The organism is Bernardetia sp. Wsw4-3y2 (assembly GCF_037126295.1).
In the GTDB taxonomy this organism is placed as follows: Bacteria; Bacteroidota; Bacteroidia; order Cytophagales; family Bernardetiaceae; genus Bernardetia.
The window spans coordinates 2,454,158-2,469,402 of the sequence record NZ_CP147017.1 but is presented as its reverse complement, the minus strand read 5'-3'; the positions used below and the strand labels follow the sequence as shown (position 1 = coordinate 2,469,402).

The 15,245-nt window shown below is 31.0% G+C and carries 15 protein-coding genes; 5 read left to right on the top strand and 10 right to left on the bottom strand.

What is annotated here, in order from left to right:
- Positions 1–48: 48 nt before the first annotated feature.
- Positions 49–384, top strand: a complete 336-nt coding sequence (locus V9L05_RS10045) for a hypothetical protein (RefSeq protein WP_338815370.1) — start codon at positions 49–51, stop codon at positions 382–384.
- Here the strand turns inward: V9L05_RS10045 and V9L05_RS10040 are convergent.
- The 4 genes from V9L05_RS10040 to V9L05_RS10025 form a co-directional block, all read right to left on the bottom strand.
- Positions 381–986, bottom strand: a complete 606-nt coding sequence (locus V9L05_RS10040; RefSeq protein WP_338815369.1) for a transposase family protein — start codon at positions 984–986, stop codon at positions 381–383. The two genes, V9L05_RS10045 and V9L05_RS10040, sit on opposite strands and share 4 nt — an antisense overlap.
- The gene (locus tag V9L05_RS10035; RefSeq protein ID WP_338815368.1) at positions 929–1,213 is read right to left on the bottom strand and encodes a transposase; all 285 of its coding nucleotides are present in this window, start codon (positions 1,211–1,213) and stop codon (positions 929–931) included. Before V9L05_RS10035 ends, V9L05_RS10040 begins: the two co-directional genes overlap by 58 nt.
- Positions 1,214–1,869: 656 nt before the next feature.
- On the bottom strand, positions 1,870–2,409 hold the full coding sequence (locus V9L05_RS10030; RefSeq protein WP_338815419.1) for a YceI family protein: 540 nt from the start codon (positions 2,407–2,409) through the stop codon (positions 1,870–1,872).
- Between the two features lie 336 nt (positions 2,410–2,745).
- Positions 2,746–3,285: a YceI family protein gene (locus tag V9L05_RS10025; RefSeq protein WP_338815367.1), complete on the bottom strand. Its 540-nt coding sequence runs from the start codon at positions 3,283–3,285 to the stop codon at positions 2,746–2,748.
- 113 nt (positions 3,286–3,398) lie between these two features.
- On the opposite strand from V9L05_RS10025, the gene V9L05_RS10020 reads away from it, so the two are divergent.
- Positions 3,399–3,914: a TspO/MBR family protein gene (locus V9L05_RS10020; RefSeq protein WP_338815366.1), complete on the top strand. Its 516-nt coding sequence runs from the start codon at positions 3,399–3,401 to the stop codon at positions 3,912–3,914.
- A gap of 4 nt (positions 3,915–3,918) precedes the next feature.
- Here V9L05_RS10020 and V9L05_RS10015 read toward each other — a convergent pair whose 3' ends face one another.
- The 6 genes from V9L05_RS10015 to V9L05_RS09990 all read right to left on the bottom strand — a co-directional run bounded on the left by V9L05_RS10015 (position 3,919) and on the right by V9L05_RS09990 (position 11,198).
- On the bottom strand, positions 3,919–5,643 hold the full coding sequence (locus V9L05_RS10015; protein WP_338815365.1) for a hypothetical protein: 1,725 nt from the start codon (positions 5,641–5,643) through the stop codon (positions 3,919–3,921).
- 80 nt (positions 5,644–5,723) lie between these two features.
- Entirely contained in the window at positions 5,724–7,076 is a 1,353-nt protein-coding gene (gene rmuC / locus V9L05_RS10010; protein WP_338815364.1) for a DNA recombination protein RmuC, read from the bottom strand.
- Positions 7,077–7,186: 110 nt separating this feature from the next.
- Positions 7,187–7,933, bottom strand: coding sequence for a LiaF domain-containing protein (locus V9L05_RS10005; protein ID WP_338815363.1), 747 nt, complete (start codon positions 7,931–7,933; stop codon positions 7,187–7,189).
- A gap of 134 nt (positions 7,934–8,067) precedes the next feature.
- Positions 8,068–9,534 carry a M20/M25/M40 family metallo-hydrolase gene (locus tag V9L05_RS10000; protein WP_338815362.1) on the bottom strand — a complete coding sequence of 489 codons (1,467 nt, stop codon included), beginning with the start codon at positions 9,532–9,534 and terminating at the stop codon, positions 8,068–8,070.
- A gap of 179 nt (positions 9,535–9,713) precedes the next feature.
- A complete protein-coding gene (locus V9L05_RS09995) occupies positions 9,714–10,334 on the bottom strand; it encodes a class I SAM-dependent methyltransferase (protein ID WP_338815361.1) in 621 nt (206 codons plus the stop codon).
- Between the two features lie 135 nt (positions 10,335–10,469).
- The gene (locus tag V9L05_RS09990; protein ID WP_338815360.1) at positions 10,470–11,198 is read right to left on the bottom strand and encodes a 3'-5' exonuclease; all 729 of its coding nucleotides are present in this window, start codon (positions 11,196–11,198) and stop codon (positions 10,470–10,472) included.
- Positions 11,199–11,553: 355 nt separating this feature from the next.
- On the opposite strand from V9L05_RS09990, the gene dut reads away from it, so the two are divergent.
- From dut to V9L05_RS09975, 3 genes are all read left to right on the top strand, one after another.
- Positions 11,554–12,009, top strand: a complete 456-nt coding sequence (gene dut, locus V9L05_RS09985; RefSeq protein ID WP_338794190.1) for a dUTP diphosphatase — start codon at positions 11,554–11,556, stop codon at positions 12,007–12,009.
- Positions 12,010–12,209: 200 nt separating this feature from the next.
- Positions 12,210–13,223 (top strand): sugar phosphate nucleotidyltransferase, encoded by a 1,014-nt coding sequence (locus V9L05_RS09980; RefSeq protein WP_338815359.1) that lies wholly within the window; start codon positions 12,210–12,212, stop codon positions 13,221–13,223.
- 201 nt (positions 13,224–13,424) lie between these two features.
- Complete coding sequence (locus V9L05_RS09975; RefSeq protein ID WP_338815358.1) at positions 13,425–15,245, top strand: tetratricopeptide repeat protein; 1,821 nt, start codon at positions 13,425–13,427, stop codon at positions 15,243–15,245.

Genomic DNA, 15,245 nt, shown 5'->3' with positions numbered 1-15,245 from the left:
AAAAAATATCTTATTCTATTCATTTTCTTAATCTTTAATTTCAATTTAATGGCACAAAATCTAACTCTTGAAGAAGCTAAAGAAATAGCTCATCAACTCTATAAAATTGAACTTTTATCTCAAAAGGGAGAAGAAAAATTACTTCAAGAGTTAGAGAAAAATCATACAGAAACTAAAAAAGATAGTGTTGAGCAAAGTTTTGTTTTGAGATTTTTGTATAATGCTTTTGATATGGAATTATACTACAGAACAGGGATGTTTACGAAAGAGCAATATTTTTTTTATCAAGGAGAAGCAGACAAAATTTCTAAAAACAAAGAGCTATCAGAGGAAAAAAAGAGTAAGGCAAAGAAAAAAATAGAAGAATATTATGAAGTTGTTTAAGAATTAGTTTTTCTTTTGTGTCTATCTCTGATAAATATCAAAGTAAAAGCTAAATAATGTAGGCTTTGCCAAGTATGAATTTTAGTTTCATATCGTATCAATATTGCCTTAAAAGCATCTAACCAAGCATTAGTTCTTTCTATTGCAAAACGTAAATCATACATTTTTTCATCTTTAAATGGTTGATTATCAATATCTTTTCGGTTTCTTTTATTAAAATCTATGTTATCCACAATGTCCATATGCGAGCAAAAAGAACGAAATGAATTTGTATCAAAAGCAGCATCTGCATTAAGAAAAATTCCTTCTTGTCTGATATTTGCCTTGTTCAAATCTACTATCATAGTTTGCATATTTTTTTCAAGTTCAAAAGCATCGTGATGATTTCCACCTTGAGGCACAGACATCGCTACTGGAATTCCATTTTTATCGGTCAGAAATAGCGAGTTTGTTGTCTTACATCTTTTTCTGCTTGAATAAGCTACTCCTTCTCCTCCTTGTTTAGCTGGCGAATGACTACCATCCAAATGACAAATAGAAAGGTCTATATCAGAACGATTCTTAGATAAATAATGTGTCCATAAATTCTTCCAGCTTTCCAACTTTGACCATTTATTATAGTGGTAATAGACTGTATTCCAGCTAATTGAGGTTCTGCCAAAAAATTGTTTGATAGGTAATTTCTCCATTGAGTACCTGTTTTAAGACGATAAATAATAGCTTTAACAATGCGCCAAAGAGCTACTTTAGGCTTACGACCTTTTTTAAATTGAGTTAAATAGGGTAAAATATTTTCTGTTATAGTTTTTTTTGATAAGTTTACGTACATAGAGGTAAAGAGTTAGAAATTGCAAATGTGAAGATTTACAATGATAACTATTTTACCTCTTTTTTGAAAAAATAATTACCTATTCTTAAACAGCTTCTATGTCAATATAGAAAGACGAGAAATAGAGAAAGCTATAGAAGATGAGGAAGAAGAAATCAAAGAATATGATTCTTTAGGAGGTTATGTAATTTACCCTCCACTTTACGTAGATGAAGAAAATACAAATATTATCCATAAAAATAGAAGTACATTTGGAAAAACAACAACTCGCACTTTAAACGATCTTTTCAAAATCGGTCTTATCGATAAAATAATTTTTGACGACTTATCTCAACAAATAAATAAGGAGAATATAAGAAGGGGAGAAGGTGAAATAATAAGGTTGATTTTAGAAAGAATCTAATTTTATAAAAATGAATCCACACCAAAACATCCTACAAAGTATAAAATATTATGTTAATTTGAGTATTAGAATAAGAAACTTTTGTAGCAATAAAGAAGTAGGGTAAGGAAAATGATAGTTTAAATCCTCGTTGACGGCTGCATTTGAGTCTCAACGACGGTTAAAATAGAATTAGCTATTATAAACAAAAAAATGACATTACTTCCAAAGAAGCAATGTCATTTTTTATTCCCTATTCTTCACTAATTTAACTCTAAACTGTTTCTTCTACTACTTTTGCTACCTGTACGTTCATAAGTAATTTTACTTCCTCACTTACTACTACTCCACCTGCTTCAGTTACGCCATTCCAAGTCAAACCAAAATCTTTACGATTGATTTTTCCTTTTAGCTCAAAACCTGCTTTTGTGTTTCCATACATATCATTTGCTGTTCCACCATATTCTACATCTAATGTAACTGGTTTTGTTGTGCCTTTAATAGTCAAGTTTCCTTTTAACTCATACTCATCTCCTGATTTTTTCTCAAAAGAAGTAGATTCGAAAATAAGTTTTGGAAATTTCTCTGCGCCAAAAAAATCGTCAGACTTTAAATGTCCGTCACGCTGTCCATTTCCTGTTGTGATACTGTCTATGCTTGCCTCAAAAGAAATTTTTGCATCTGTCAAGTCATCTTTAGTAGCTTCTAGTTTTCCTGAAAACTCTTGAAAAGAACCTGTTACGGTAGAGATTACAAGGTGTTTTACTTTAAACTGAATTTCAGTGTGCATTGGGTCAATATTCCAAGTAGCCATAATAAAAAGTGTTTGTCTGAAAGTGATTAAAAAAATGATGGAACAAATAATAACAGAAAAAATAGAAATTTTGAAGTTATCTATTCTGTTATTTGGTTGCTCTTGATTAGTTATACGCAAAGATAAAAAAATAGTTGTACGTACAATCATTTATTTTCAATAAAAATCACATAAAATCAAAAAAAACCTAATTATTACGCCAAAAAGACATTTAATTTAATTGTTTAGACAACTAAATTAAGACCTAAATACAAAAAAAAAGCCTTTGTTTTATGATTTCTCATCAAAACAAAGGCTTTAAAAATCTTAATTGTTTTTCCTTTATGATTCTTTTATTTAATCTTGTTTTACAAGTTGTAGTTCGGCAACAAGTCTTATATCATCAGACACTATGACTGCACCTTCTTCTGTTGTAACACTCCAAACTAATCCAAACTCTTGACGGTTTACTTTTCCATTAAGCTCAAAGCCTGCTTTAGTTTGTCCATACATATCTACTGCTGTTCCACCATATTCTACCTTTAAAGAAATTGGTTTTGTTATTCCTTTTATAGTCAAATCTCCTTCCATATTATATGAATCATCAGAGCCATTTTTCTTAAAAGAAGTAGATTTGAAAGTAATAGTTGGATATTTTTCTGCTTCAAAAAAATCATTAGAGCGCAGATGCTCATCACGCTGTTCTACACCAGTATCGATACTATCTACTTTAGCTTCAAAAGAAATTGTTGAATCTTCAAAATTGGTTTTGTCATCAGATACTTTCTCCATTTTTCCAGAAAACTCTAAAAATGAGCCTGTAACAGTAGAGATTACCATGTGTTTGGCTTTAAATTGAATTTCGGAGTGCATTGGGTCTATTGTCCAAGTTGACATAAAAATAAAAATTTAGTTAAAAAAATGATTTACAGAACCTATAACAAAGAAGTTTAAAAAATGTTGTTGCTATAAATTTATTTTTTCAACTTCTATTTTTTACTTTTATAAATATGCAAAACAGAAAATCATTTATCATTAAAGCCTTAATTTTAGTTATTATCTGTGAGGTTATTGGTATCGTTGCAGGACTTGCTACAGCAGAAGGTGTAACAAGTTGGTTTCAGACCATCGAAAAGCCCTTTTTCAACCCTCCAAGTTGGCTTTTTGCCCCTGTTTGGACTCTTTTATATTTTTTGATGGGCATTTCGGCTGCGCTTGTTTGGCATAAAGGAACAGATAATGGAAAAGAACAAATTTTTGACATGAGTGATAATAAAGTGCGTATTGCATTAGGTCTGTTTGCAGTTCAGCTTATCCTAAATTTTTGTTGGTCATTTATCTTTTTCAAACATCATCTACTCTTTTTTGCTTTTATAGAAATAATTACGCTTCTCACTTTTATTATTCTCACCACAATACATTTTTATAGAATTCATAAAATAGCAGGTCTTTTAATGATTCCCTACATTTTGTGGGTGAGTTTTGCTAGTGTTCTGAATTTTTCGCTTTGGTGGCTCAACAAATAATTATTTATTTTCTCTCAAATCCTTTTACAAAATCATCTTGATAGAAAATAGAATAGTTCAAACTATCTGTTTTAGACAATGGAAATTCTTTTTCATTAGGTAAAATAATAATTTGATATTCTGTTTTTGGATTTGGTAAAACCTCAACTTTTGTATCTAAATCTCTGAAATAATACCTTAGAAAGACATTATAAGTATCTTCTAAAACCAATACAGAGCTTGGTTTTAGATTATAAATAGTTTTGGCTAAAGGCTCTGTAAACTGATAAACATTCGTTCTGATATTCCAATGATAATATTGTCCATACATTCTAAAAGCACTATAAAGAATAGCTAGAGAAATAAATATAATTTGAAGAGACTTTTTATAAAATAGTTTAGTAAGGTATTTTTCTGTCAGAATTCCTATACAAAAACAAAGCATCAAAATTTCAGCTACTTGTCTGTACAAAAAAACTCTTTCAAAAGGCAATACTTTCTGAATAAATACAATCAGATAAGGAGAATAAGCAATACACCAAAAGTAAATAACTACTTTTCTAAACTCTTTCTTGTCAAAAAATAAAATTAGAGAAATTATTAAAGCCAAAATACCAACAATTCCATGTACATCCCATAAATAAAAAGGCAAACTTTGTAACCATTTTTGAAGATGTAAAGGAGCAACCCAAGAATTAGAAACAATGGCTGAGAGTCCATTAAAAATAAGAATTGGAGAATACAGAATCAGAATAATTATTCCTGAAATAAAAGACACTATAACACTTTCTATTCGGATTTTATTTGTTCCAATAATCCACAAGCCAAGCAAAGAGCCAAACCAAACATAAACAAAAATAGGAATGGTATAACAACCCAAAATAATAGATACAGACCATAAAAACCAGCATTTTTTAGATTGAGTTGTTGGTGTCGTCGTCACTAAAACACCAAAAATGGCTTTATTCTGATTTGAAATAATTTTGAAAACAGCAAAGCAAGACCACAAAAAAAATAAAACTATCCAAGCATAACCTCGTCCATGGGTTGCATAAAAGAAAAAACCTCCACTCAAGGCAATCAAACCAAAGGCAAACCAAGCTATCGTTTTTTGATTTTTTCTATAAAAAAATAACCAAATTGTCCACAAAGAAAAAATGGCTGAAAATGTAGCAGGAAGTTTAAGACAAATAAAATCAGAAAAAAAAGAAGGAATAATCTTGTTAAGAAAAGCCGAAAAAATCAGAAAAGCAACGTGGTTATTTGGAGCAGGATAATAAGTAGCACAAACCAAAATACCTCTATCTACAAAGAAGGTATAAGAAAAAACTTCATCATTTTGCCAACCATAAATCCACCAAAAAATGATATAAATAGGCAAAGAAATAAATAAAACTACTCTTTCAAGAATAGAAATTTGACTCCAAATAGATTTTACTTTCTTTGAAATTGATTCTATTTCAATGTAAATTCTATTCTTAGAGAGAATAAAATACTTTTTTATCCATTTCCACTTCCAAAAAATGAAAGCAAAAAAAAGTGTATAAAGTCCTCCGAAAACTATTTTTAAAATAAAAAAACGACTTTCTGTTAGTAAATTCTGACGAAAAAAATCAATTCTATCAGTCTTGTTATAGAAATATAAGAGGTCATAAGTGAAAGTAGTATAATCTAACTTGAATAGAAAAAACACAGCTATTGCAGCCAACACTATAAGACTAAAAGATAATTTTATAAAATTAGTTTTCAATACTGATTTATTAAAAATTAGAATTTTTCCACACTATACCTTTCACAAATTAAGATTTATACAGAAATTTAGTTTCTAATTTAATCGACATTATTTTCTTCCACTCTAATTTCCTGCACTTTTTGAAGTTGTTTTTCAATGGCACGAGAACGCACATTTGCTTGGTCTAATGTATTACTCGCCTCTCCTAATTTCTTCTGAATTTTTTCTAACGCATTTCCAAAATTAGAAAATTCATTTTTTATGCTGCCCAAAAGCTGCCAAACTTCACTACTTCGCTGTTCAATCGCTAAAGTACGGAATCCCATTTGCAGACTATTCAGAATAGCCGATAATGTCGTCGGACTGGTAATGGTAACTTTATAATCTCTCTGAACTTGCTCAAAAAGTCCATCGCAACGCATCACTTCGGCATACAAACTCTCAAAAGGCAAAAACATAATCGCAAAATCGGTAGTGTGAGGAGGAACAATATATTTTTGTTGAATATCTTTTGCTGATGATTTTATTCTGTTTATCATCAATTTCCGTTTTTCTTCTATGAGTTTTGGGTCTGCCAAATCATAAGCATCCATCAAAGAATGATAATCTTCAACGGGAAATTTGGCATCAATCGGAATCAAAACAACCTGATTTTTATCTTTTGCGTGTGGAATTTTCAAAACAAACTCTACAATCGCATTACTATTCGGATTTGGTTTTACATTTTTGGCGTACTGTTCGTTACTCAAAATCTGCTCTAAAATAGCTTCTAACTGAAATTCTCCAAAAATCCCTCTTGTTTTTACATTATTCAAAATCTTTTTCAAATCGCCTACACCATTTGCCAGTTGTTGCATTTCACCTAATCCTTTATGAACAAGTTCTAGCCTTTCGCTCACAATTTTGAAAGATTCTCCCAAACGTTTTTCTAAAGTAGATTGTAGTTTTTCATCAACTACATTTTTTATTTCGTCTAGTTTCTGTGTGTTTTGTGTTTGCAACTCATTCACTTTGAATTCTAAAGTTTTTCGTATATTTTCTAAGTTTGAAGTTGTTGTTTCATTGATTTTACTTTCAAACTGTAATATTGTTTGTAGTGATTCTTGTCTGTTGCTGTCTAATTGTGTTTTGAAATGGCGAAAAGCCTCTGCTATTTGACGAATTGTTTTTTCTAATTGGTCTTGATTTTTTTCAGAAACTTGTCCTAAAGTCTCTCTAAATTGCTCAAAAGTTTGATTACTTTCTGTGCGATTTTCTTTTGATTGTTGAGCAAGTTCTTGACGATTGAAAACAAACTGTTGTTCTATTTTTTGTAAATCTCGTTCTATAAATTGCAGATTTTCAAGGAGTTTGTTTCCGTTTGTATTCTCCTTATTTTGTATCAATCTTATTAACAAAAAAATTACAACTCCTATTCCTATCAAAATCAGCCACAGTAAAGCATTTTCCATATTATCTTAGACTATTTTTATTTGAAAGCTAAAGCATTCAGTACATTTTTGCACCTTAAAAGGTACACTACATTTATTTTTTGCTCATTTTATTAGATAAATTTCAAAAATCAATATATTACTTTTACAGAACCCATAAAAGTATTTCCATGCAAAGTAATTGTAAAAGCAATGGCTTTGTTTTCTGCTTGTTCATTTCCTAAAAATTTATTGACTTGACTCATAAAGCCATTTTTTTTATCTTTTATAGAATACTCTCCCAAAATAAGATTTGTATTTTTCTGAACTGTTCCACCATTAGGAATATAAATTTTGATTTCATTGAGCGCACCTTTTATAAAAATATCAATATGCTTTCCTGCTAAATCTTGGTTTCTCAAATCTAATGTGGTATTACTAAAAATGCTATCCACATCTATTCTAAAACGCTGTCCTTCAAAACGACAATTTCTAAAATCTATTTTTTGTGTTCCAAAAACAGCTTGAAAATGAACAGATTGCTCTGTTAAAACTGGTACTAACTCCTTATCAGTGGTAAAAATAGCTTTTATACTTCTAGCAGGAAAAAGATTTGCTAAATCTGACCTAGAACGAGTAGTTGAATGGGTAGAAGATGAAAAAGCAGCAGGTGGAAAGTCTGATTTTTGTGTTGTGAGAGAAGTAGGGAATAATTTGTTCTTTATTTCTTTAGGAAAATCAAAAACAATAACTTCTAGCTCCTCAATACATTTTGCATTTAGAGCTTCTTTTACTCGGTTTTCATACTCTTCATCATCCAAATTTTGTTCTGCAAAAGCAGTATTCAAGACATCTATAAGTTCTTCTCTTTTTGCAGGTAATCCGTAGGTAGTTTTCATGATTTTTGTAAGTTCGAAGTCGTTGGTGGAGACAACAGCAAGAATAATATGTAGAATAAAACTGCAAATTACTTTTTCTATTCTAAAAAACAAATAACTGTTTCAAGCGTCGACGCTTGAAACAGTTATATAAATTATTCTATTCCATATTCAGCCATCATATAAGTAAGGCTTGCCATGGCAGCAGCTCCCAATAAAAATTCTCTTTCATGAACAGCTTCAAAAACATCTGTTTTGGCATGGTGATGGTCAAAATAACGCTGAGAATCAGGTTCTAAACCAATCAAAAGCGTTCCAGAATCTCCTAAAGGACGAATATCTGTTCCACCATAACCATACTCTACTTTATGCAAATTATACGGCTCAAATAAAGGAATCCATTTTTGAATAATTGCTAAACGAATAGAATCTTGAACTCTAAAACCTCGTGGTGTAAATCCTCCACTATCTGATTCTAAAGCAGCAATGTGATTTTCATTATTTTCTTTTGCTATTTCTGCATATTTTTTTGCTCCTCTTGCTCCATTTTCTTCATTCATAAACAAAACACAACGAATTGTTCTTTTAGGTCTAGTTTCTATTTTTTGAATTAACCTCAAAACTTCAACCGATTGCAAACAGCCTGTTCCGTCATCGTGTGCTCCTTCTCCCAAATCCCAAGAATCCAAATGTCCTCCAACTGTAATTATTTCTTCTGGCTTTTCTCTTCCTCTCAGCTCTCCAACTACATTATAAGAAAGAACATCAGGCAACGTTTGGCAATTGAGTTGCAATTCCATTTCTACTGATTTATTTTCTTTTTTAGCTTTAACTAATAAGTTTTCTAAATAATTAGCCGAAATTGTGCTTAGTGCTGCTGCTGGAATTTTTTTTCCATCTTCTTCATAAACCATCACACCTGTATGTGGATGATTGTCATTTGCTAAAGTAAGCGAACGTAACAAAAATGCCTTTGCACCAACTTTTGCAGCATAATTCGCACCACGAACACGCACAGAAGAACAAGCTCCATACGCCGAACCAGTACTTATAAATTTTGCATCCATTGGCTGAGTTACAAAAATGATTTTACCTTCATATTTTTTAGCTTCTTTTTTAGATAAATTTTCTAAGTCAGCTAAAGAATTAACTGCTACAATTTCTGTTTTTAATCTTCCATCTGTCCCAACAGAACCACCCAAAGCTGTAATATCAAGAACTTTTTGGTTGATTTTATTCTTGTCATTACTTACAATCTGACAAAATTCTTTTTCGCCTCTTTCCCAATGAGGAACCATGACAGGCTGTAAATAAACACTATCTAAGTTCATAGAATCCAAAACTCGCTGCATATATTCAACAGCTTTTTGGGCATTTTCCGAACCACTAAGGCGTGCGCCAATATCTTTACACAAATAACGAAGTTGAGCATAAGCAGGCGAACCGACTAAAGCATCATCATGAATAGAGCGCAAAACTGTTTCAGGTGCAGGAATTTCAGTTTTTATTTTATCAGAATCAGTGATTACATAATTTGGTGGAGCTTCAGCAGTCGTACAAGAAAAGAGAAATAGTCCATTACATAAAATGAGAATAACAAACGAGAGAATAGTTTTTTTCATAGAGAAAGTATAGAAATAAAATTCTATTTTTTTAGGTGTAAAATAAGCTAGAGGTATAATTTCCTGATTTTTTTGATACTTCAAATTTTACACAAAAAATACTCATAAAAAAAGAATTCTATGAGTATCATCGTTTTTGTAACTAAAATTAACAGAAATATTTTTTCTCTGAAATAAATTTAAAACTTCTCAAAGCTGCAAAATAAAAAATTTTGTTTGGTATCAAAAGGTGTAGTATGGTCTTCTTGCAAACAAGAAATTTTCCTAAAATTCTTTTCAAATTGAGCTGTCAAACTTTCTTCATTGTATTGCGAGACATCCAAACCACTACATTTTTTAGCTCCTTCTTTCGAAAAAGTAGCTATAACTAGACTTTTATTTACGTGCTTTTCTACTATTTCAGCATATTTTTTGATATGATTTGGGTCAGTCAAAAAGTGAAAAGTGGCTCTATCGTGCCAAAGGTCAAAATTTGTTTTGGGTTCAAACTCTGTAATATTACTTACTATCCAAGTTACATAGTTTGCTTTTTCTCCAAACTTTTCCTCCACTCGTTTTTTTGCTTTTTTTAGTGCGATGGAAGAAATATCCAAAACAGTAATATCTCTAAATCCATCTTCTAATAAAAAATCTACAAGCAGGCTTTCACCACCACCAATATCAATAATTTTGGCTGTCTTTTCTAAATTAAAGGAAGCGATAAAATCAAGCGAAGTTTGGGGTTTTGCTTGTGTCCAGCTTACTTCTTGTGGTGTTTTGGTTTCATAAACGTTTTCCCAATGTTGTTTTTTTGAAGTCATGTTGATGAATTGTTTTTTTGTTTTTTATAAACGCAGAGTTCACAGAGCAACACAGAGATAAATACAAATATATTTTGAATTATTTATAATTCTGTCTTTACTTCTAATTTCTGAAATCTAATTTCTCAATTTATTTTATTCTACAACAATAATATTCTCTTCTTTAATGATAGGCAAATTTTGCATTCTCAAAAATAATTGTCCTGTCAAGATTACATCTTTTGTACAGTAAACAGCAATTCTATTCAAATCATTTTCATTATAATAAACGCCGTTTACTTCACTTCCATCAATATCATCTTTACTTGTTGCTAGTCCAAAGACAGCAGCCAAAAGTGAAAGAGAAGTAAAATTTTTGTAGTCGCCAAACTTCCACATGTGCATTGTATCAATATGATTTATTTCCCAAGGTTTTTTACCTGAAATATCCAAAGCATAAGGAATATCAAGACCATTGATAAGCATTCGACGACAGAGATACGGAAAATCAAACTCTTTTCCGTTGTGCGCCACAAACTGCAAATTCTTTCCAAACTTATCTACTACTTTTATAAAGTCTTCTAAAAGCTGTTTTTCATTATTAGAAGCCAATGATTTTACTCTAAAAACTTGTTCTTCTTCTCCTGTATCATCTTTTTGAACAGTAAAAAAACCAATTCCAATAACTACTATTTTTCCAAACTCGGCATAAATTCCAGCTTTTTCTTCAAATGCTTCTTTGGCTGTGTCATCTGGTGAAACTCGTGCAGCTTTTTTCTCCCAAAGAGATTGTAATACTTCTGGAAGTTCTTCGAAAGTAGCGTGAGAGGCAACCGTTTCGATATCGATGACCATCAAGTTGGATAAATTAGTTGTTTTGTTCATAGTTTTAGAAGGGAATGAATTAGTAGTAATTTTAGCTTCTTTTTTAGAGTGATATAAATTTCAGTTTTCAGCTAAAAAATGAGTTTTTGTTCTAGCTGATAAAAATACTGTATTTAATTCAAACTAAACACATTTGGAGGATTTAAAGCAATTCCTTTTCCTATTTTGTATTTCTAATTTGATTTTTCTTAAATTTAGCATTTCATATTGATTTAGAAAAATAAAATAACTATTCGTTGTTGATGTTTTGATACAGAAGCACCAACAAAATGCCAAATAATATCATATTCTCAAACAACGTCTATACTTTAAAATAGACACATCAAATTTAAAACTCAATTTAATTTTGGATACAATTATAGAAAATATTCTTCAAGTTAAAATAATAAATAAATCATCAAATCCACTTCCTTTCTATCAAACTCAAAGCAGCGCAGGAATGGATTTGTATGCCAATATAGAAACTTCTATTGAATTAGATTCTTTAGAAAGACAACTAATCCCAACAGGAATTTTTATAGAGTTGCCTGTAGGTTTTGAAGCGCAAATTCGTCCTCGTAGTGGTCTTGCTTTCAAACATGGAATTTCGATTGTCAATTCCCCAGGAACTATTGATGCTGATTATAGAGGAGAAATAAAAGTTTTGTTAGTCAATCTTTCCAAAGAAAAATTTACTATCCAAAAAGGAGAACGCATTGCTCAAATGGTTGTTGCAAAACACGAGCGTGTAAACTGGCAAGAAGTACAAACCATTGAAGAGCTTTCTCAAACAGAAAGAGGAAGTGGTGGTTATGGAAGCACAGGAAAATAATCAGTTACCAGTTAATTTCGAATAAATTTAGAAGATAGAAGTAAATACTAATTACAAGTAACTATGAAATTGTATTTTGTATTTTCTTTTATCTCTCTTAACTCTGTGGTTTAAAAATGTATTCGCATTTTCATTCTCTGTGTACTTTGTAACTCTGTGTTTAATAAAAGTATTTAAAACAACATAAACCAAAAAATATAGTGAAAATAATCATTCCAATGGCAGGACGTGGTTCTCGTCTTCGTCCTCATACACTTACTGTTCCCAAACCTTTAGTTCCTGTTGTGGGAAAACCAATTGTAGAGCGTTTGGTAGAAGATTTGGCTCGTAGTTCTAAAGAAAAAATTGAAGAAATTGCTTTTATTATTGGTGACTTTGGTGATGAAGCTGAAAAAGAACTTCTCAAAGTAGCTGAAAATGTAGGCTCAAAAGGCAAAATTTATCATCAAGATGCTCCTCTAGGAACTGCACATGCCATTATGTGTGCAAAAGAATCTTTAGAAGGAAATGTTATTGTAGCTTTTGCAGATACACTTTTTAAAGCTGATTTTTCTATCAATACAGAAAATGATGGTGTTATTTGGGTACAAAAAGTAGCTGACCCTTCGGCTTATGGTGTTGTTCAATTAGATGAAAATGATGTTATCAATAATTTTGTAGAAAAGCCAAAAGAATTTGTATCTGATTTGGCAATTATTGGTATTTATTACTTTAGAGATGGCAAATATTTGCGCTCAGAATTGCAATATGTCATCGATAATGAAATCAAAGACAAAGGCGAATATCAGCTCACGACAGCATTAGAAAACATGCGCCAAAAAGGAACAAAATTTCGTACTGGACAGGTAGAAGAATGGTTAGATTGTGGAAATAAAGATGCTGTTGTTTTTACCAATCAACGTTATTTAGAGTATTTGACAGACCGAAAAACAGAAACTTTAATTTCTCCAAGTGCAAAAGTGGAAAACTCTATTGTTATAGAGCCTGTTTTTTTGGCAGAAGGTGTTCATTTGAAAAATAGTGTAGTTGGTCCTCATGTTTCTATTGGAAAAAATACACATATTCATAATAGTAGAGTACAAAATTCTGTTATTCAATCAGATACACTTGTCGAAAATGCTCTTTTAGAAAATACAATGTTAGGTAATTTTGTAAAATACAACGGAAAAGCCGAAAATGTGAGCTTAGGAGATTATTCGGAAGTGAAAAAGTGATTCCTTATTCTATTAAAGTAAATTAAAAATAGTGTCTATGGCATAGTTTCGCTTATATAAATCGTATAAGAAGCTATGCCTTTTCTATTTTAAGAAAAAAATTGCTGCTATTTTTGTAAATTGATACATGCCTCTAAAATTATGAGTTGCTTCACATCTGATTTAATTGAAAGCAACATACTAAACACAATTAAAAAATATATGAAAAGTGATATACAATTTATAAAGCCTCATTCCATCAAAAGGATAGTTATGTTTCTGTTTTTTTGTGTCTTGGTATGCTCTTTTTCAGATGCGAATGCACAACGCAGAAATAAAAAAGAAGGAAAGAAAGACAAAAAAGAAGAATCAAAATTAATTCAAAAAGAACCTATAGACGGTAAGGTAGACAACAACTTATTAGCCGAACAAGCATTCTTTGAGGGAATGAAAGAGTTTATAAAAGAAGAATATAAAAGGGCAATTCCTCATTTTGAAGAGTCTTTAAAATATAATTCAGACAATCCAACAGCACATTATCAAATTTCGCTTTGTTATTACAGAATGAATAACTTGCAAGATGCGCTCATGTATGCCATGGAAGCCGAAAAAATGGAAGATAAAAATTTTTATTTTCTCTCACACCTTGCTACTATTCAGTTAGATATGCGAATGCTTGATGCAGCAGAAAGAACCTACAAACAAATTCTTTCAAAAATTGGAGGTGATGAAATCACTTATCTCAACCTAGCTGCTCTTTATATTGAAATGAATGAATATAAAAAGGCTATTCAAGTGTATGATAAAATGGAAAAGGAGTTAGGGCTGAATCAAAATGTAATTCGTCAGAAACAAATCTTGTATTTACAGATGCAAGACACAGAATCAGCACTTAATGAAGGTAAAAAGTTAATACTTGAATTTCCTGATGTAATTGAGTTTCGTTTGGCTCAAATAGAATTACTATTAAATCAAAAACGCTATGCTGATGCAGAATTATTATTAAATGGAATTATAGAAGAACAAGAAGAATTTCCTGCTCAAGTTCATTTAATGCTGGCTCAAGTGTATCATCATCAAGAGAAAGCTGAAAAAGAAGTAGAAAATCTCAAAAAAGCATTTCAATCAAAAGAAATACCTTTAGATTCAAAATTGAATTTATTGATGGGATTGTATCAAAATGCAAATCCAAGTACAGAAAAAGGTCAAAAAACAATTGAAATGAGTAGCGAGCTTGCTCAAACACTTACTGAAATACATCCAAAAGAATCATCTTCTTTTGGTGTTTTGGGAGATTTTTTATTAAAGCAAAAAAAATATAAAGAGGCTTTTGAAGCCTACACAATAGCTCTCAAAAATGATCCCAATAATTATTCACTTTGGGAACGAACCACTCAACTGGCTTTGGAATCTAGAAATTATGAATATGCCATTTCTACAAGTGAAGATGCTTTAGAATACTTTCCAAACCAACCTAACTTATGGTTTCTCAATGGTCTTGCTTATATGTCTAGCACAAAGAATGAACAAGCAATTGCATCTTTAGAGCAAGGTAAACGAATGGTTTTTAATAACCCTGAACTATTAAGTCAATTTGAATCTCAATTAGCCGATATTTACTACAAAAATGAGGAGTATCAAAAGGCTGATGAAACCTATGAAAAGGCACTAAAACAAAATCCAAACAATGCACATGCTTTAAACAACTATGCTTATTATCTGTCTTTGAGAGAAGAAAAAATGGAACGTGCAGCCGAATTAGGAGCAAGACTAGTCAAACTTTATCCTAATAATCCTACTTATTTGGATACCTATGGTTGGGTTTTGTTTGTCAAAAAAGACTATAAAGAAGCCGAAAAATATTTATCTTTAGCTGCCAAGACTACACAGAGTTCGACCATCATCGAACATTATGGTGATGTACTTTTACAATTAGATAAAAAACAAGAAGCTATCATAGAATGGAAAAAAGCATTTGCCCTAGATTCTAGTAATGAAAAGCTCAAAGAGAAAATAGAACGCTATTCCAAAACTGGAAATTAG